The following is a 17,539-nucleotide window of genomic DNA, read 5'->3' on the forward strand; positions in this document are numbered from 1 at the left end:
TGGTCATGAGCCAGAAAACCCTGTTTACAAAGTCTGCTATCGCAGTCGCAGTGGCACTTATCTCCACCCAGGCCTGGTCGGCAGGCTTTCAGTTAAACGAATTTTCTTCCTCAGGCCTGGGCCGGGCTTATTCAGGGGAAGGCGCAATTGCCGATGATGCTGGTAACGTCAGCCGTAACCCCGCGTTGATTACCATGTTTGACCGCCCAACTTTTTCAGCGGGCGCGGTTTATATTGATCCGGATGTGAATATCAGCGGAACTTCTCCGTCTGGTCGTAGCCTCGACGCGGATAACATCGCACCTACGGCATGGGTTCCGAACGCACATTTTGTTGCGCCGATAAATGACCAATTTGGTTGGGGGGCTTCCATTACCTCTAACTATGGTCTGGCAACAGAATTTAACGACACTTATGCAGGCGGTTCTGTAGGCGGTACAACTGACCTTGAAACCGTGAACATGAACTTAAGCGGTGCCTACCGCTTAAACAACTCCTGGAGTTTCGGTCTTGGTCTGAACGCCGTCTATGCTCGTGCGAAAATTGAACGTTTCGCGGGCGATCTGGGGCAACTGGTTGCTGGTCAGATTATGCAATCTCCAGCCGGACGGACACCACAGGGTCAAGCACTGGCGGCAACCGCTAATGGTATTGAAAGCAACACCAAAATTGCTCACCTGAACGGTAACCAATGGGGCTTCGGTTGGAATGCCGGTATCCTGTATGAACTGGATAAAAATAACCGCTACGCGTTGACCTACCGTTCTGAAGTAAAAATTGATTTCAAAGGTAACTACAGTAGCGATCTGCCAATTGGTTTGAATAACTACAACTTTGGTTTGCCAGGTGCCACAGGTGGTGCAACACAGTCAGGATATCTGACGCTGAATCTGCCTGAAATGTGGGAAGTATCTGGTTATAACCGTGTAGCGCCGCAGTGGGCGATTCACTATAGCCTGGCTTACACTAGCTGGAGTCAGTTCCAACAACTGAAAGCAACATCAACCAGTGGTGATACGCTGTTCCAGAAGCATGAAGGCTTTAAAGATGCTTACCGCATCGCGTTAGGTACAACTTATTACTACGATGATAACTGGACCTTCCGTACCGGTATTGCCTTCGATGACAGCCCAGTTCCTGCACAGAACCGTTCTATCTCCATTCCGGATCAGGACCGTTTCTGGCTGAGTGCAGGTACTACTTATGCATTTAATAAAGATGCTTCTGTAGATGTCGGTGTCTCTTATATGCACGGTCAAAGCGTGAAGATCAACGAAGGGCCATATCAGTTCGAGTCTGAAGGTAAAGCCTGGCTGTTCGGCACGAACTTTAACTACGCGTTCTAATAACACGTTAGTTTAATAAGAAAAAAGGTGAGTTTTTCAACTCACCTTTTTTATTGGCTCTTATTCAGAATCGATATCTTTTAAATCATCCTGAATCGCTTGCGCGTTCGGGTTTTCCTGCGGTTTGAGTTCTCCGCCATTGGCGATGAAATCATGACGCTGGAAGTACGCCTCGCGCACCATGATGTAAGGATCGGACGACTGACGAAGCAGGCCATCAGAATCCAGCAGTTGCGCACGCGTTTCGATACCTTCAAGCGTCCATTTACCTACCGACATCGGCCAGGTCAACCACGAAAGCACTGGATAGAGGCCATCAGCCATATCACCGCCGTCATCACGCAGCGTAAAGCTACCGTAGAACGGTAACTGGACATAAGGCCCATACCCCACGCCATAGTGGCCGAGCGTGCTACCAAAGCGGTGAGGGTCCGTTCGTTGCAGTTTCGGATTCGCCATCCCAGCAACATCAATAAAACCGCCCATCCCCAAAAGAGTGTTCAAGAAAAAGCGGGTAAAGTGGACCATCCCCTGATAAGGATCGCCCTGCAGGAAGTAGTTAACCATCACCGCAGGTTCTTCAAGGTTGCCAGTAAAGTTGCTTAACCCATTACGTGCCGGTTGCGGAACATAATCACGCCACACGACAGCCACCGGTCGAACCACATACGGGTCTAACACATTGAAGTTAAAATTGTACATGGTGCGGTTGAACCCTTCTAACGGGTCAGAACGCCCTTGCTGATCTGTTCCGGAACTCGCACACCCCACCAGAAGCGTAGTTCCCAGAGCAAGCGCCGACAGGCGAAGCTTCATAAATGTCTCCCTGTTTTTTTATGGCTTATGCAGTTTGCCATCCATGACGGAACGATACCGTATCCGCCTGTTTAGGTGTGGGCGATTGTAACAGCACGTCAAATGATGTCCATACGCCCTGTTTTACTGATTTGATCATAGCCTGGTAATCACCGCCCTGTAGGCTACTTGATTCTATAGAAACAGAAAAAGGCAAACGTTGCCTTTTATGTATTTTCAGAGTAACTCCCGCCGGTTGCGAGCAAAAAAGCCGCTACGCTTTAGCTATACGTGCTAATCAAGAGAACTCACCATGGATAACGATAAAATTGATAAACACAGCGACGAAATTGAAGTCGAGAGCGAAGAAAAAGAGCGCGGAAAAAAAATTGAAATAGATGAAGACCGGCTCCCTTCCCGGGCAATGGCTATCCACGAACATATCCGTCAGGACGGCGAAAAAGAGCTGGAACGTGACGCGATGGCGCTACTGTGGTCAGCCATTGCGGCGGGTCTGTCGATGGGCGCTTCGCTACTGGCAAAAGGGATATTTCATGTCGAACTGGAAGGCGTACCGGGCAGTTTTTTGCTGGAGAATCTCGGTTATACCTTTGGTTTTATTATCGTTATTATGGCGCGCCAACAATTATTCACCGAGAATACAGTTACTGCGGTACTGCCTGTAATGCAAAAGCCGACAATGGGCAATGTCGGTTTATTGTTGCGACTTTGGGGGGTGGTTCTGTTAGGTAATATTCTGGGAACAGCTATTGCGGCGTGGGCTTTTGAGTATATGCCAATCTTTAATGAAGAAACCCGCGATGCGTTTGTCAAAATCGGCATGGATGTGATGAAGAACTCGCCCAGCGAGATGTTCGCCAATGCGATCATTTCCGGCTGGCTAATAGCTACTATGGTATGGATGTTCCCTGCGGCGGGAGCGGCAAAGATTGTAGTAATTATATTGATGACGTGGCTTATTGCACTGGGCGACACAACCCACATCGTCGTCGGTTCTGTAGAGATCCTCTATCTGGTATTTAACGGCGCGCTGCACTGGAGTGATTTCATCTGGCCATTTGCGCTACCTACTCTGGCGGGGAACATCTGCGGCGGTACCTTCATCTTCGCATTAATGAGCCATGCGCAGATCCGTAACGATATGAGTAACAAGCGTAAAGAAGAGGCACGCCAGAAAGCAGAACGTGCGGAAACCATTAAGAAAAATGATAAAAATCCGCTATAAGTGGCGAGGGTTTAAGCAATCGAGCGGCAGTGTACTTACCCCGCTGTTTAATAGCGGTTATACTCATGCCGCATTGTCCTCTTAGTTAAATGGATATAACGAGCCCCTCCTAAGGGCTAATTGCAGGTTCGATTCCTGCAGGGGACACCATTTATCAGTTCGCTCCCATCATCTGTACCAGTCCGCGAAATCCCCTTGAATATCAAACTTCCCGTGCATCCACAGTTCGTCATGGTTCGCGTAAGATTGTTAACAGCCGCACTCCATGACGGGTAAAAAGTGGATAAAATAATTTTACCCATGCTCACCGTTAAGCAGATTGAAGCAACAAAGCCGAAAGAAAAACCATTACGCCTTCTCGATGGTAATGGCCTGTACCTTTATGTCCCTGTGTCCGGTAAAAAGGTATGACAGCTTCGCTACAAAATTGACGGTAAGGAGAAAATACTGACCGTCGGAAAATATCCGCTTATGACTTTGCAGGAGGCAAAGGATAAGGCATGGACTGCGAGGCAAGACATCTCGGTTGGCATCGATCCGGTAAAAGCGAAAAAGGCTTCGTCAAACAACAATTCCTTTAGCGCCATTTACAAGGAATGGTACGAGCACAAGAAGCAAGTCTGGTCTGTAGGGTATGCGACTGAACTTGCAAAAATGTTTGATGACGACATTTTACCTATCATCGGCGGCCTCGAAATTCAGGATATTGAGCCGATGCAACTGCTGGAAGTAATCCGCAGATTTGAAGATCGCGGCGCAATGGAGCGAGCCAACAAAGTCACGCCGCCACACCACACTACTTGATTTGGTTCTGTCACGGCGAACTGCCGTTCAAGATAGTTAGGGATAACAACATGTTCATGACCGCCATGCCTGTACCGGTGAGTCGGCTGCTGGCAACTGACCAGCCCCAACTCTTTCATAAGCCTGCCAGCAAGCCAGCACCCCATCTGATAGCCTCTCTGGGTTGCCATTGTGGCGATGATTCTTACTCCGACCGAACCATGGCTGATGCCATGTAGCTCAAGTACCTGACTGCGTAATACAGCCCGTCTGCCGTCTGGTTTTCCAGAACGATCCAGTATTTGTAGCTATTGCGATGAACCCCGAACACATGGCAGAGAGTGACCACAGGATAACGCGACCTGCGTTTCCCGATTATCGAGAACTGTTCAGGGAGTCCGGCATCAAAAACGCGGTAGCCTTTTTTAATATTTCGTATTCCATTTCAATTCGTTGTAGCTTTTTCTTTAGCTCACGTATTTCGATTTGTTCCGGAGTTATCGGGGAGGCTTCTGGTGCTTTGCCCTGACGCTCATTGCGCAGTTGTTTGCCCCATCTTGTCATCGTGGAAAGGCCGACATCCATAGTTTGGCGGCATCTGCCACTGTGTAGTTCTGGTCAACAACCCGTTGAGCGGATTCGCATTTACAATCTGCACTGAAATTTCTTCTTTTCATTGGGATACTTGTTTGTTCTAAGGTGAGCATATCACCGCTGTTCAGCTGAACAAATTCAATAAACCACTAAAAATTCACAATAGACTTTCATTCATCTCATGAATTAAGTATTATCTTAATATTAAGGATAATCTAAAAATATAACTGCGGTTAAATTTTTGCAAGCCAAAACTTACCAACGTTAATACTTTTAGTTTTAACGTATTTTTCGGAGGTTACGATTATGGGGAGTAAAAATGTTGCAATCGCAGGAGGCGGTTTTTTTGGTTTGTATCTGGCAGAACAACTTGCATTGAAAGGTTGTAAAGTTACAGTTTATGAGAAAAGTCAAGAACTCATGTCCCGTGCATCCTATGTTAATCAGGCTCGAGTGCACAATGGCTATCATTATCCACGCAGCATCTTGACAGCGTTACGCTCTCGTATCTCTTTCCCTCGTTTTGTTACAGAATTTCGCGACTGCATTGAAGATGATTTTGCCAAATATTACCTTGTTGCAGGTGCGTTGAGTAAAATAACAGGTGCACAATTTAGTCGATTTTGTCAACGTATAGGTGCTGAATGTGAAGATGCTCCTCCGTCAGTGAAACGTTTGATTAATCCTGTACTTATTGATGCGGTGTTTACTACCCGTGAGTATGCATTTGATTCCCATAAGCTGCGTAATACAATGCTACAACGGCTTTCAGCGGCGAAAGTTACTATTGTAACGGACGCGGTTGTTGAAAAAGTTAGCAAATCTGGTGAGGGGTTAGAGGTAATCACAACAATATCTGGACAACCAGATATTAGTTATGTTGATCATCTTTTCAATTGTACTTATTCAAGAATTAATTATCTCTTGAATGGTTCTGAGCTTACATTAATTCCCCTTCGTCATGAAATGACGGAAATGTGTCTTGTAACTGTTCCAGATGAGCTAAAAAAAATGGGGCTAACACTAATGTGCGGCCCATTTTTTTCTGTTATGCCATTCCCACCAGCTCAACTACATTCCTTCAGCCATGTTCGATACACACCCCATTACCAATGGAATGACAGACCAAATAAACCTTATGAGGATGCATATAGAAAGTATGAACTGAATGAACGGCATTCGGCCTGGGGGCATATGATAAGAGATGCCACACGTTATATCCCTTGTTTGAGTGAATGCCAATATCAAAGCTCAATCTGGGAAGTAAAAACAATCCTTCCACGAAGCGATAGCGATGATTCTCGCCCAATTTTATTTCGCCCGAATTATATATTGAAGGGGCTTCACTGCGTGATGGGTGGGAAAATTGACAATATTTATGATGCTCTACATGAAATAGAACGCGTGATCGAGTTGAGTTGATAAAAATGAAAAGTGAATCTTTTGTATCAGTCGTTATTGTCATTCCAGACCACTTGAATGATATCTATGCTCCTTTATCTAAACTTGCCTCACTTCTGGATACGCTATACAGTGATTACGAATTAGTCGTTATAGCACCGGGGTTAGACAGTACTAGCGCACAGGTAGAAGATCGAGTGTTGAAGGATATTCCTTGTGTACGAATAATCCAGCTATCCACTTCCGTATTTCATGATGTTGCTTTAGCGGCTGGATTAGAAAGTGCTATTGGTGATTTTGTTGTTTTATGGAATCCACTGGCCGATCCAGTAGAAGTCGTACCTCAAAGTGTTAACAAATGTCGTGAAGGTGCCGATGTCGTAATTGGTGTTTCGAATAACGTTCGTTCACTACGTTATCGGATACTTCGTCGACTCATGAATGTTGCATTGCGCACCATAGATTATGAGATTCCTTCTAACTCAACGGGGTTACGTTGTTTAAGCCGTCGCGCTGTAAATGCCGTTACTCGAATCGGTCGATTTCACCACCAATTCTATCTTCGTATTCACAAAACCGGCTATCCAGCCGAAGCCCTCATCTACAAACCTCTAAAACAATCAGAGGGCGCCGGGGTAGTAAAATCATTGCATCGATTGATGCACTTGGTAATATTTAACTCCACGAAGCCGCTACGTTGGATGTCTATTCTCGGTTTCGGCGGAAGTCTTGCGGGTTTTCTATTTGCTTGTTATAGCGTGTTGATCCATCTGTTCAGTGGGCTTATTGTTGAAGGCTGGACAACGACTATATTAGTTGTAACTTCATTATTTATAATTCAGTTCGTCATGATGGCTTTTTTTGGCGAGTATTTGGGGCGCCTGTTGGATGAAAGCAACTCACAGGCAGAGTATGCAGTGGTTTATGAACGAACAAGTGAAGTCATGGTTAATACCGATAGGTTTAATGTTATGCACACTTCTCTGCCACTAGAGTCTAATTATGTACAAACTGGTCGTGATGGTTTAACACCACAGACTATGGGGGAAGAATGGACGCATTGATTGGATATTCCGGTTTTGTCGGTACAACTTTATTAAGGCAACGTCGTTTCGATGCACTATATCGCTCAACCAACATCGACGAAATTGTTGGAAAAACATTTGACACGGTAGTTTGTGCCGGTGCCCCTGCACAAAAATGGCTTGCAAATAAAGACCCTGCCGGCGACATAAAAAAAATCAATAACCTAATTGAAAAATTAAAAACAATATCTTGTCAAAAATTTATTTTGATTAGTACTGTAGATGTCTTTAAAGATCCAGTTAATGTTGATGAGACCACATCAATCGAAACAGAAGGATTACATGCTTACGGTGCACACAGATATTATTTAGAACAATTTGTTAGCAAACAATTCCCAGACAATCTAATTGTACGATTACCAGGCCTCGTTGGGCCAGGTCTCAAAAAAAACATTATCTATGATTTTTTGCATAAAAATAATATTTTACAAATTGAAAGTCGTAGTATTTTTCAATTTTACCCGATGATCAACTTGTGGTATGACATTAATATTGCGCTACAACATAAATTATCACTGATACATTTGACTGCGGCACCAATAAGCGTCGCTGATATAGCACAACATAGCTTTGGCTTCGAGTTTTGCAATCACATTCAGGATAAACCTGGATATTACGATATGAAAAGTTGCCATAGTCACCTATTTACTAACGATCATGACTATCAGTATAACCGTCGTGAATCATTGATGGCAATACGCGCTTATGCACAATCTGAAATAGGCAGTAATTAAAATGAGACTTTCACTCTCAGGTATGGCCTGGAATATAACTAATGATAATTCCATCTGTCACTTACTACATTCCAGACAGATTGATGCAATAGATATTGTCCCTGGAAAATACTTCCCCAATCCGTTAGACGCAAGTGAACGCGAAATATTTGCCGTTCGCAATTACTGGCATGATAATGGAATTTCATTAGTTGGTATGCAATCACTATTATTTGGAACTCAAGGGTTAAATATTTTTTCAACCAACGAAGTACAAAAAAAAATGTTGGTTCACTTACAGGCTATCAGTCGTATTGCTGCCGGTTTAGGAATTCCAGCATTAGTGTTTGGATCACCTAAAAACCGCGACCGAAAGGGATTGTCTGATAGTATTACTCTTGAAATTGCAATAAATTTCTTTAATCATCTTGGTGATATTGCACAGCAAGAAGGCGTTTATTTTTGCCTTGAACCAAACCCAGTCTGTTACGGGGCAAATTTTATGATTAACAGTGCTGAAACTGCTTTTGTTGTTCGGCAAGTAAATCACCCTGCAATTAAAATGCAGCTGGATACTGGTGCCATCATAATTAACAAAGAAAATATTAATGATATCCTTCAGCAAGACGCTGATATCATAGGTCACATTCATCTCAGTGAACCAGATCTGGCTCCTTTAGGCTGTAGCGGTGCGAACCATACGCATATTGCTAATGCTCTCTATCACGCATTACCGAACTCTATTGCAACAATTGAAATGCTCGATCCCCAAAATAAACATTCGCTTTCCTCTATTGAGGATGCTCTTGATTTCGCAATTTCTCATTATCGTCAGTAGAAAGAGGGAATAGAATGAAGTGGCTCATTTTGATTCTTGGCATATTTTCTAATGCCTCGGCCAGTGTTCTGATAAAATTAGCAATAACCCCTCCCAGAAGGCTTCCAAGTCTGACTGAACCTCTTGCCGCGCTTGCAAATTGGCCATTATGGTTAGGGATATTTCTATATGGAATTGCCTTTTTGTTATATGCTGTTACACTGGCATTTTTACCTTTGAATGTAGCACACCCAATACTGACCTCTGGTGCAATTGCCTGTGTCGCATTATTCTCTGTCGTTATTTTCCGCGAACCAGTTTACTGGTCTACCATTACTGGAATTCTGTTGGTGATGAGTGGTGTCGCCCTTATTACCCTTAAAGTTAAGTAAACATTATGACTGAATTCATATCTCAAACACTTCGCGCCAAATGGCAAGTCCCTGCCTACGAAAACCAAATGTGGCTTGGTAAAAAACACAATTATTGTGTCGTTATCCCCGTAATTAACGAGGGCATTCGCATACATAACCTATTAGCAAGAATGGCTGCCATAAATGTATCAACTTATGCAGATATAATTATTGTTGATGGTGGCAGCACCGATGGTTCTCTGAATCCCAATATCCTACAGGAAAAAGGCGTTCGTGGTCTAATACTGAAAAAAGCACCAGGTAAGCTAAGCGCACAGCTAAGATGTGCCTATGCTTTTGCTCTTGAGCAAGGTTATGAAGGCATTGTGACTATTGATGGAAATGACAAAGATGATCCTGTGGCTATTCCACAATTTATCACAGCTCTAAAAAATGGTGTACATTTCGTTCAGGCGTCTCGTTTCCTTAATGGTGGTGTAGCAGAAAATACTCCTCTCACCCGAGATATTGCAATACGCTTTATCCATGCGCCTATGCTTAGTTTCTTTTCAGGATTTAAATGGACAGATACTACTCAAGGATTTAGGGGTTATAGTAGTAAAATGCTGCTTGACGAGCGTGTTGCACCGTTCCGTGATATTTTCTCATCTTATGAACTACTGGCATATCTTTCATACCGAGTCCCACAACTTGGTTATCGTTGCTTAGAAATTCCGACCATTCGTCGTTATCCTAAAGGTGAAATACCTACAAAAATAAATGGAATCAAAGGAAACTTTTCCGTATTGATTGTCTTATTTAAAGCGTGTTTTGGATTTTATAATCAAGGAAAAGGAAAAGGAAAATGAAAATGAAAAATATAAACATCAGCAGTTATATTATTTTAATAATATTTGGCATGATAGTTTTGGCTATGCGTTATACGACTCCAATCATCAATCCCTGGCTTTATGCGGAAGATGGTGTCTGGGTTGCTAATGCATTGAATCATGGTTGGCTAGAAACCTTCATTAATGCCAGAGAAGATTATTTTGTATTCTTTAATATTTTCTTTTTGTTTGTATCAACATCAATCAGCAGTATTATAAGCGGGAGTCCCTTATTACTTCTTCCGCAATCTATAGCTGTAGTATCATATTTTTTCTATAGTCTAATGGCCGTTATGGCTTTTCATTTAATTATTAAAATATCCAATCCATTATTTTCTATTTTAGCATATTTCATAACTCTCTTATTGCCCTTAGGCCATTCTCAATCTGAAAATATCGGTCATTTGTTACAAATTGGTTTTTATATGCCAGCTATAGCGAGTGCTCTTATTATACAGAGAGAGTACGTCAATAAAAAAATTGCTAAATTTATTATTGACATGATGATCTGGTTAACTGCCGCAACAAACCCAGTCGTATTTATAATTGTAGGAGTTTATTATTCCTTCAAGTTGTTGAATGTTAAAAATAAATATACTTTAATTAAGGATATGCTACCTTTAGCAATATCCATGGTCATATTAGCTTTATTTATACTTCCTCGACTCAATGGCTCTGGTGGACTTGGTGACTATGGCTATAATCCTAATAATATTATTGAAATGGTAACAGCTCGACTGCTACTTTATCCATTTGTATTTCCGTGGTATGAAAAATTAAATGATTCAATATCGATAGCCCTATCATTCGTATATGTTATCTTTTGCACAACGATTATTTACAAAACTAAAGATGCAACAATAAAAAAACATTTACTTACTTTAGCGATCGCACTCTTTATCTGTCTTATTACGACTGTTTTCGGTAGAATCGGCCTCAGCGATCTCTTGAATAACTATCAAATTACATTTCCCGATAGATATTTTGTAGGAACAAATTTTCTCTCTATCTTATTGTTCATAGCATGTTTATCCCAATGTAATTTCTCAAAGCCAATCAGTTATTTATCTTATTTTATTTCCGGAGTGTTATTGTGTATTTATATTGTGAATGCAGACATAATATCAGAAAGTGAAATGGCAAAGAAAAACATTTTTTTAAATGATCATTTTTATTATTCAATATGTCACGCTGAAAAAATTGATAACGCAAATTCAGCCATACAAATCAAACCAGCAAACTGGGTTATGATTGTTCCAACAAACTTAATTAGCGAAATTCACTGCCACTAAAGTATTGCATGATTTATGCCCCGAAGCAGGGGCTTTAATTTTTCTGGTCACTTAATACAAATGACCAGAAATTAGCGATTCTTTTTTAAGCAGATACAGACTCAGAGGTTCTTTTTACTTTCCAGATTCAGCTCTTGTATCGTCTTAACTGCTTTGTCCTGATAACGGTCATCTTCCTGTATTTTATATTGAATAGCATCCAGCCAGACGCTAGAACTTTTCTAGTGGACGTTGTTGCCACTGGTTTAACTCAGAAATAACTTTATTTGCCACGATGATGATAGTCGTAGCGGACACGCTGAAAACATATAAATCTTCAATCTCACTGCAGATATCCTGGCAACGTATCCCAAATGCAACAAGAGAATGATAATCCGTTTAACCTTATCGGGCAGCGCGGTCTGGCTCTTTTCACTAACAGGGAGTCAACCGAGCGATTAGAATCGCGTGACGTAGCCCGTTCGAAACTGCCCGTTGTAGCTTAAATGATCTTTTTACTGGAACCGTTTTAAGGCCATGCTTCCAACTACTGAATCAAACGAGAGCCAAATTCCGCAGTCAATGCAGCTGAGGTTAACTATTTGATTAACTGGGTTAAAATGACGTCTTTATCCGTTAGATCCGGACTGAAGTACTTCAGGGGTTTTATCAAAATCGAAAGACCGGTACATATGTCATTCCTTTCTGATTGTAAATTACTGGAATGCCCCCAAATTCCTAATACTCTCTTTTTTTCGTGTTTGCACACAATTCTATGCAAATGCCCTTTATCGGAAATGACCGTAAAAACGGCCATCAACTCAACAATAACGGTCATGTCCAGCCGATTGCTCTAAAGTGGCATTATATATTCACGAAATGGATGGTCACAGGTGAACAATCTCTTCAGTTGGTGCTCTGAACACCTGCCATAAAAATTTTCGTCCCCCTACTACCGCCTTCCGTACCCCACCATAAAGCGAATCATCAATCCGCAGGCTGGTGCAAGAAACATAAATATTCCCGTGACCAACTCATTGCCACTGGTTAGCCACATCGTGGTGTAATAAATGAGTGCGGCAAGGATGACCATGCCGAAGAAAGAAGAGACAGCAGAAACTACATTTAATACCTGACCGATATATCCGCTAACGCAGACGATACACAAGGCGAGAAACATCCATAAATAAATCATAGCTCAACCTCCTGCCGTGCTAAAAAACGTGTTACTTTATTTACTTCAATAGTAAGACAATTCTTAATCACTGGCAATATTAACAAAACATCAATAAAAACAATATATTATAGACATGACTGTACATCCCTGAAAAATATTTACTTGAGCAATAAATAATCAGTAGCTGAAAATAATCAGCTGGTGATAAAATAGAAAAACCGTATTCATGCTCCTCGTGGTTATGTCCTGACTAGTCTTTACACTCTTTACAGGAACCATTGTCGTACATGATGGCCCAATCAATTGAGTGTACCGCTGTAGACATGGAATCTTCTGCGATACAACAATTCGTATCTACTGAAGGTAACTATGTTTCCACAATGCAAATTTTCCCGCGAGTTCCTGCATCCTCGCTACTGGCTGACGTGGTTTGGTCTTGGCGTACTCTGGCTTTGGGTACAACTTCCTTACCCTGTTCTGTGCTTTCTTGGCACGCGTATCGGCACAATGGCCAGGCCCTTCTTGAAACGTCGCGAATCCATCGCCCGCAAAAACCTTGAGCTTTGCTTCCCGCAGCTTTCCTCTGAAGAGCGCGAGAAGATGATTACCGACAACTTTCGCTCGCTCGGAATGGCGTTGGTAGAAACCGGAATGGCGTGGTTCTGGCCAGATCGTCGCGTGCGTAAGTGGTTTGATGTCGAAGGGCTGGATAACTTGCAACGCGCACAAATGCAAAATCGCGGCGTGATGGTTGTCGGTGTGCACTTTATGTCGCTGGAGTTGGGTGGCCGCGTAATGGGGCTTTGCCAACCGATGATGGCAACTTACCGTCCGCATAATAATCAACTGATGGAATGGGTGCAGACCCGTGGTCGCATGCGTTCCAATAAAGCGATGATCGGTAGAAATAATCTGCGCGGCATTGTCAGTGCACTGAAAAAAGGTGAAGCCGTATGGTTTGCACCTGACCAGGATTATGGTCGTAAGGGTAGCTCCTTCGCACCGTTCTTTGCGGTAGAAAATGTTGCCACGACCAATGGTACCTACGTCCTCTCTCGCCTCTCTGGCGCGGCTATGCTAACTGTGACGATGGTACGAAAAACCGATTATAGCGGTTACCGTCTGTTTATTACGCCAGAGATGGAAGGCTATCCGGCTGATGAAATTCAGGCCGCCGCCTATATGAACAAAATTATTGAGAAAGAGATTATGCGCGCACCAGAGCAGTATCTCTGGATCCATCGCCGCTTCAAAACGCGTCCGGTGGGTGAAGCCTCGTTATACGTTTAGCAAATAACCCAGACTTTTTCCCTCCTCGGATAAGCCATAATAACATCATGGTTTTTATGGCTTTTTTCTTAAGATTTTTCCCTTCGCTGAATCGTGAATTATTACTGCCGGAAATCAATCTGTCGCCGATATGCGACACTCGTAAGTTACTAAAAGTAAATAAGAAAATGCCACTTGTTTCGATTTAGTTTTAGGCGTACATTAGCGCCGTCTCGAGCCAATATGCTCAGAATTCTGAGGTGATGCCCGCGGGTGTCAGCTCACTGTATCAGGTGTAATGAAGTCATTCAGGCGTAGCAGTAATTACGCGGAGAGATGTAAAGTGAAATATTTCTTTATGGGCATTTCTTTTATGGTCATCGTTTGGGCCGGTACTTTTGCCCTGATGATCTAAAAGTAAACTGCGAAACGAAAAACAGGAGCCATCTGGCTCCTGTTTGCATTTCTGGCGAAGGCGTTATTCAGCGTTTTCGTGAATATGTTTGCTGCTGGCGGGCAGTAAGCCGTCAGCGCGGAACATCGCTTTAATCCCTCTGATTGCCTGACGAATACGGTCGCGGTTTTCAATCAGCGCAAAGCGGACATGCGTGTCGCCGTAGTCGCCAAAGCCGATTCCTGGCGAGACACACACTTTCGCTTCGTTCAGCAGCTTCTTAGCAAATTCAAGCGAGCCCATTGCCGCATACGGTTCCGGAATTTTTGCCCAGACATACATCGAAGCCTTCGGCATTTCGACCATCCAGCCCGCTTCATGCAGCCCTTTTACCAGCACATCGCGCCGACGCTTATACTGTTCGGCAATGTCACGCACGCACTGCTGATCGCCTTCCAGCGCCGCGATGGCGGCAACCTGTAATGGCGTAAAGGTACCGTAATCGTGATAACTTTTGATGCGTGCCAGCGCGCTAACCAGCGTTTTATTGCCGACCATAAAGCCGATACGCCAGCCCGCCATATTGTAACTTTTCGACAGGGTAAAGAACTCGACCGCTACGTCACGTGCGCCTGGCACCTGCATGATTGACGGCGCTTTCCAGCCATCGTAAACGATATCAGCATAGGCCAGGTCGTGGACCACCAGCACATCGTAGCGTTTCGCCAGCGCCACTACTTTTTCGAAGAACTCCAGTTCTACGCATTGCGCAGTAGGGTTTGACGGGAAGCCGAGGATCATCATCTTCGGTTTCGGATAACTTTCACGAATAGCGCGTTCCAGTTCGTTGAAGAAATCGACACCTTCCACCAGCGGCACTGAACGTACCTGCGCACCAGCAATCACCGCGCCGTAAATATGAATGGGATAGCTTGGATTCGGCACCAGCACGGTATCGCCGTGATCCAACGTCGCCAGCATCAGGTGCGCCAGCCCCTCTTTCGAGCCAATGGTGACGATGGCTTCTGATTCCGGGTCGATCTCAACATCGTAGCGTTCCCGATACCAGCGAGAAATCGCGCGACGTAACCGAGGAATACCGCGTGAGGTAGAGTAACCGTGTGTGTCCGGTCGCTGCGCCACAGTACATAATTTTTCGACAATATGCGGCGGGGTCGCGCCGTCCGGGTTACCCATACTGAAATCAATAATATCTTCGCCGCGCCGACGCGCAGCCATTTTCAGTTCAGCGGTAATGTTAAAAACGTAAGGCGGGAGACGATCAATGCGCGTAAAGCGACGTTCAGGGCGAGTGTCAGCCATAATTCCCTCAGATTAACGTTAGCGCCCGGACCGTCCGAGCGACGCAGCCACGATGGTGGCTGATTTGAAAATAGCCTGATTAATTTCTGTCTGTCCAGCGTTTTAGAAAATTATTATCAATGCGAAAAAAAGAGGATCGAAACATTAAAAACAGGAAATTTAGATTCGCCAACAAGAAAATTATCATCAATTGCATTAACAATATAATTTCAAAAAATTTACCAATTAGTTTGATGCTGACAAGAGATGCATTGCCAGTACACCATTTAGCTTTCAATCCCCTTTTAAATTTGTGGTTTTTCCTCAAAAGTAGCGCACTGGTCATCAGCCCTCAGGTTACCTATCATAGAGGTTTAAACCTTATTCAGAGTCACCCGTGCACGAAATATTCAACATGCTGCTGGCGGTCTTCGATCGGGCAGCGCTAATGCTTATCTGCCTGTTCTTCCTTATTCGTATCCGCCTGTTTCGCGAGCTGTTGCACAAGTCGGCGCACTCAGCGAAAGAGCTGCTCGCTGTTACCGCCATTTTCTCGATGTTCGCCTTGTTCAGCACCTGGTCCGGCGTACCAGTGGAAGGTTCGCTGGTTAACGTGCGTATTATCGCGGTAATGTCAGGCGGGATTCTGTTTGGCCCGTGGGTGGGCATCATTACCGGCGTGATCGCGGGTATTCATCGTTATTTAATTGATATTGGCGGCGTGACGGCTATCCCCTGCTTCATCACCAGTATTCTGGCGGGATGCATCTCTGGTTGGATCAATCTGAAAATCCCTAAAGCGCAACGTTGGCGTGTCGGTATTCTCGGCGGCATGCTCTGTGAAACGTTGACCATGATTCTGGTGATTGTCTGGGCGCCAACCACTGAGCTGGGGCTGGATATCGTCTCCAAAATCGGTATCCCGATGATCCTCGGCAGCGTTTGTATTGGCTTTATTGTGCTGCTGGTGCAAAGCGTTGAGGGCGAAAAAGAGGCCAGCGCCGCGCGCCAGGCCAAGCTGGCGCTGGATATCGCCAATAAAACGCTGCCGCTGTTTCGTCATGTGAATAGCGAATCATTACGTAAAGTTTGCGAAATTATCCGCGATGACATTCACGCCGATGCGGTGGCAATAACCAATACCGAACATGTACTGGCCTATGTTGGCGTCGGTGAGCATAACTATCAGAATGGCGATGACTTCATTAGCCCAACGACGCGTCAGGCAATGAATTACGGCAAAATCATCATTAAAAACAATGATGAAGCCCACCGCACACCAGAGATTCATTCCATGCTGGTGATCCCATTGTGGGAGAAAGGCGTTGTGACCGGGACGCTGAAAATTTACTACTGCCATGCGCATCAGATAACTTCGTCATTACAGGAGATGGCGGTCGGTCTGTCGCAAATCATCTCTACCCAACTGGAGGTTTCCCGTGCCGAGCAGCTGCGGGAAATGGCAAATAAGGCAGAGCTTCGCGCCCTGCAAAGTAAAATTAATCCCCATTTTCTGTTTAACGCTCTGAACGCTATTTCATCGTCGATCCGTCTGAATCCAGACACTGCTCGCCAGCTGATCTTTAATTTGTCGCGCTATCTGCGCTATAACATTGAATTAAAAGACGATGAGCAAATTGATATCAAAAAAGAGCTGTACCAAATCAAAGACTATATCGCCATTGAGCAGGCCCGCTTTGGCGACAAGCTGGCAGTTATCTACGATATTGATGAAGAGGTGAATTGCTGTATACCCAGCTTGCTGATCCAGCCGTTGGTGGAGAACGCCATCGTCCACGGTATTCAGCCTTGCAAGGGAAAAGGCGTTGTCACCATCAGCGTTGCGGAGTGCGGTAACCGAGTACGCATTGCGGTAAGAGATACCGGGCATGGCATCGATCCAAAGGTGATTGAGCGGGTCGAAGCGAACGAAATGCCAGGCAATAAAATCGGCCTGCTGAATGTGCATCATCGCGTGAAGTTGTTATATGGCGAGGGGCTGCATATCCGCCGCCTGGAACCAGGAACGGAAATTGCGTTTTACATTCCTAACCAACGCACCCCTGTCGCCTCACAAGCTACGTTATTGCTTTGAGCCGGAGT

Annotated in this window: 16 protein-coding genes, 1 tRNA gene and 2 pseudogenes; 14 read left to right on the forward strand and 5 right to left on the reverse strand. The window is 44.2% G+C overall.

All coding sequences use genetic code 11. The features are described from left to right. The first annotated feature begins 5 nt into the window (after positions 1-5). A complete protein-coding gene (gene fadL, locus H9644_RS10805; protein ID WP_191774532.1) occupies positions 6-1,346 on the forward strand; it encodes a long-chain fatty acid transporter FadL in 1,341 nt (446 codons plus the stop codon). A gap of 60 nt (positions 1,347-1,406) precedes the next feature. Here fadL and mlaA read toward each other — a convergent pair whose 3' ends face one another. After that, a complete protein-coding gene (mlaA, locus tag H9644_RS10810; protein WP_191774533.1) occupies positions 1,407-2,162 on the reverse strand; it encodes a phospholipid-binding lipoprotein MlaA in 756 nt (251 codons plus the stop codon). A gap of 292 nt (positions 2,163-2,454) precedes the next feature. Between mlaA and H9644_RS10815 the strand changes: the two genes are divergently transcribed. The 3 genes and pseudogenes from H9644_RS10815 to intS form a co-directional block, all read left to right on the forward strand. After that, positions 2,455-3,387 (forward strand): formate/nitrite transporter family protein, encoded by a 933-nt coding sequence (locus H9644_RS10815; protein ID WP_191774534.1) that lies wholly within the window; start codon positions 2,455-2,457, stop codon positions 3,385-3,387. 75 nt (positions 3,388-3,462) lie between these two features. Further along, positions 3,463-3,537 (forward strand) — tRNA-Arg (locus H9644_RS10820). 150 nt (positions 3,538-3,687) lie between these two features. Continuing rightward, positions 3,688-4,164, forward strand: a pseudogene (intS, locus tag H9644_RS10825) (prophage integrase IntS); the annotation flags it as partial. Here intS and H9644_RS10830 read toward each other — a convergent pair. Further along, positions 4,158-4,847, reverse strand: a pseudogene (locus H9644_RS10830) (transposase); the annotation flags it as partial. The pseudogenes intS and H9644_RS10830 overlap by 7 nt on opposite strands. 223 nt (positions 4,848-5,070) lie before the next feature. Between H9644_RS10830 and H9644_RS10835 the strand changes: the two are divergent. From H9644_RS10835 to H9644_RS10865, 7 genes are read left to right on the forward strand one after another with little or no spacing between them, the layout of a single operon-like run. Further along, positions 5,071-6,186 (forward strand): FAD-dependent oxidoreductase, encoded by a 1,116-nt coding sequence (locus tag H9644_RS10835; protein ID WP_064526441.1) that lies wholly within the window; start codon positions 5,071-5,073, stop codon positions 6,184-6,186. A 5-nt stretch (positions 6,187-6,191) separates the two neighbouring features. Continuing rightward, a complete protein-coding gene (locus tag H9644_RS10840; protein ID WP_191774535.1) occupies positions 6,192-7,229 on the forward strand; it encodes a glycosyltransferase family protein in 1,038 nt (345 codons plus the stop codon). Continuing rightward, positions 7,217-7,984 (forward strand): Rossmann-fold NAD(P)-binding domain-containing protein, encoded by a 768-nt coding sequence (locus H9644_RS10845; protein WP_064526436.1) that lies wholly within the window; start codon positions 7,217-7,219, stop codon positions 7,982-7,984. The genes H9644_RS10840 and H9644_RS10845 overlap by 13 nt, the downstream gene beginning before the upstream one ends. A gap of 1 nt (position 7,985) precedes the next feature. After that, positions 7,986-8,801, forward strand: a complete 816-nt coding sequence (locus H9644_RS10850) for a sugar phosphate isomerase/epimerase family protein (protein WP_064526433.1) — start codon at positions 7,986-7,988, stop codon at positions 8,799-8,801. 14 nt (positions 8,802-8,815) lie between these two features. Then, complete coding sequence (locus H9644_RS10855; RefSeq protein WP_064526430.1) at positions 8,816-9,172, forward strand: DMT family transporter; 357 nt, start codon at positions 8,816-8,818, stop codon at positions 9,170-9,172. A gap of 5 nt (positions 9,173-9,177) precedes the next feature. Continuing rightward, complete coding sequence (locus H9644_RS10860; RefSeq protein ID WP_191774536.1) at positions 9,178-10,002, forward strand: glycosyltransferase family 2 protein; 825 nt, start codon at positions 9,178-9,180, stop codon at positions 10,000-10,002. Continuing rightward, on the forward strand, positions 9,999-11,315 hold the full coding sequence (locus H9644_RS10865) for a hypothetical protein (protein WP_225221364.1): 1,317 nt from the start codon (positions 9,999-10,001) through the stop codon (positions 11,313-11,315). Before H9644_RS10860 ends, H9644_RS10865 begins: the two co-directional genes overlap by 4 nt. 210 nt (positions 11,316-11,525) lie before the next feature. On the opposite strand, the gene H9644_RS21945 is transcribed toward H9644_RS10865, so the two are convergent. Together H9644_RS21945 and H9644_RS10875 are read right to left on the reverse strand one after the other, a co-directional pair. After that, positions 11,526-11,663, reverse strand: coding sequence for a transposase (locus H9644_RS21945; protein ID WP_123057946.1), 138 nt, complete (start codon positions 11,661-11,663; stop codon positions 11,526-11,528). Positions 11,664-12,246: 583 nt separating this feature from the next. Then, positions 12,247-12,489 carry a YfdY family protein gene (locus tag H9644_RS10875; protein ID WP_064526421.1) on the reverse strand — a complete coding sequence of 81 codons (243 nt, stop codon included), beginning with the start codon at positions 12,487-12,489 and terminating at the stop codon, positions 12,247-12,249. A 351-nt stretch (positions 12,490-12,840) separates the two neighbouring features. Between H9644_RS10875 and lpxP the strand changes: the two genes are divergently transcribed. Together lpxP and ypdK are read left to right on the forward strand one after the other, a co-directional pair. Further along, complete coding sequence (gene lpxP / locus H9644_RS10880; protein ID WP_064526419.1) at positions 12,841-13,761, forward strand: kdo(2)-lipid IV(A) palmitoleoyltransferase; 921 nt, start codon at positions 12,841-12,843, stop codon at positions 13,759-13,761. A gap of 322 nt (positions 13,762-14,083) precedes the next feature. Then, positions 14,084-14,155 carry a membrane protein YpdK gene (gene ypdK / locus H9644_RS10885; RefSeq protein ID WP_010723117.1) on the forward strand — a complete coding sequence of 24 codons (72 nt, stop codon included), beginning with the start codon at positions 14,084-14,086 and terminating at the stop codon, positions 14,153-14,155. Positions 14,156-14,218: 63 nt separating this feature from the next. Here the strand turns inward: ypdK and alaC are convergent, their stop codons facing one another. After that, positions 14,219-15,457, reverse strand: coding sequence for an alanine transaminase (gene alaC / locus H9644_RS10890; RefSeq protein ID WP_191774539.1), 1,239 nt, complete (start codon positions 15,455-15,457; stop codon positions 14,219-14,221). A gap of 376 nt (positions 15,458-15,833) precedes the next feature. On the opposite strand from alaC, the gene ypdA reads away from it, so the two are divergent. Further along, complete coding sequence (ypdA, locus tag H9644_RS10895) at positions 15,834-17,531, forward strand: two-component system sensor histidine kinase YpdA (protein WP_074399435.1); 1,698 nt, start codon at positions 15,834-15,836, stop codon at positions 17,529-17,531. Positions 17,532-17,539: the final 8 nt, after the last annotated feature.

Source organism: Escherichia whittamii (genome assembly GCF_014836715.1).
Lineage (GTDB): Bacteria > Pseudomonadota > Gammaproteobacteria > Enterobacterales > Enterobacteriaceae > Escherichia > Escherichia whittamii.

Coding starts and splice junctions, on each gene's coding strand:
- fadL (WP_191774532.1), top strand. CDS start 6: ATGAGCCAGAAAACCCTGTTTACAAAGTCTGCTATCGCAGTCGCAGTG.
- mlaA (WP_191774533.1), bottom strand. CDS start 2,162: ATGAAGCTTCGCCTGTCGGCGCTTGCTCTGGGAACTACGCTTCTGGTG.
- H9644_RS10815 (WP_191774534.1), top strand. CDS start 2,455: ATGGATAACGATAAAATTGATAAACACAGCGACGAAATTGAAGTCGAG.
- H9644_RS10835 (WP_064526441.1), top strand. CDS start 5,071: ATGGGGAGTAAAAATGTTGCAATCGCAGGAGGCGGTTTTTTTGGTTTG.
- H9644_RS10840 (WP_191774535.1), top strand. CDS start 6,192: ATGAAAAGTGAATCTTTTGTATCAGTCGTTATTGTCATTCCAGACCAC.
- H9644_RS10845 (WP_064526436.1), top strand. CDS start 7,217: ATGGACGCATTGATTGGATATTCCGGTTTTGTCGGTACAACTTTATTA.
- H9644_RS10850 (WP_064526433.1), top strand. CDS start 7,986: ATGAGACTTTCACTCTCAGGTATGGCCTGGAATATAACTAATGATAAT.
- H9644_RS10855 (WP_064526430.1), top strand. CDS start 8,816: ATGAAGTGGCTCATTTTGATTCTTGGCATATTTTCTAATGCCTCGGCC.
- H9644_RS10860 (WP_191774536.1), top strand. CDS start 9,178: ATGACTGAATTCATATCTCAAACACTTCGCGCCAAATGGCAAGTCCCT.
- H9644_RS10865 (WP_225221364.1), top strand. CDS start 9,999: ATGAAAATGAAAAATATAAACATCAGCAGTTATATTATTTTAATAATA.
- H9644_RS10875 (WP_064526421.1), bottom strand. CDS start 12,489: ATGATTTATTTATGGATGTTTCTCGCCTTGTGTATCGTCTGCGTTAGC.
- lpxP (WP_064526419.1), top strand. CDS start 12,841: ATGTTTCCACAATGCAAATTTTCCCGCGAGTTCCTGCATCCTCGCTAC.
- alaC (WP_191774539.1), bottom strand. CDS start 15,457: ATGGCTGACACTCGCCCTGAACGTCGCTTTACGCGCATTGATCGTCTC.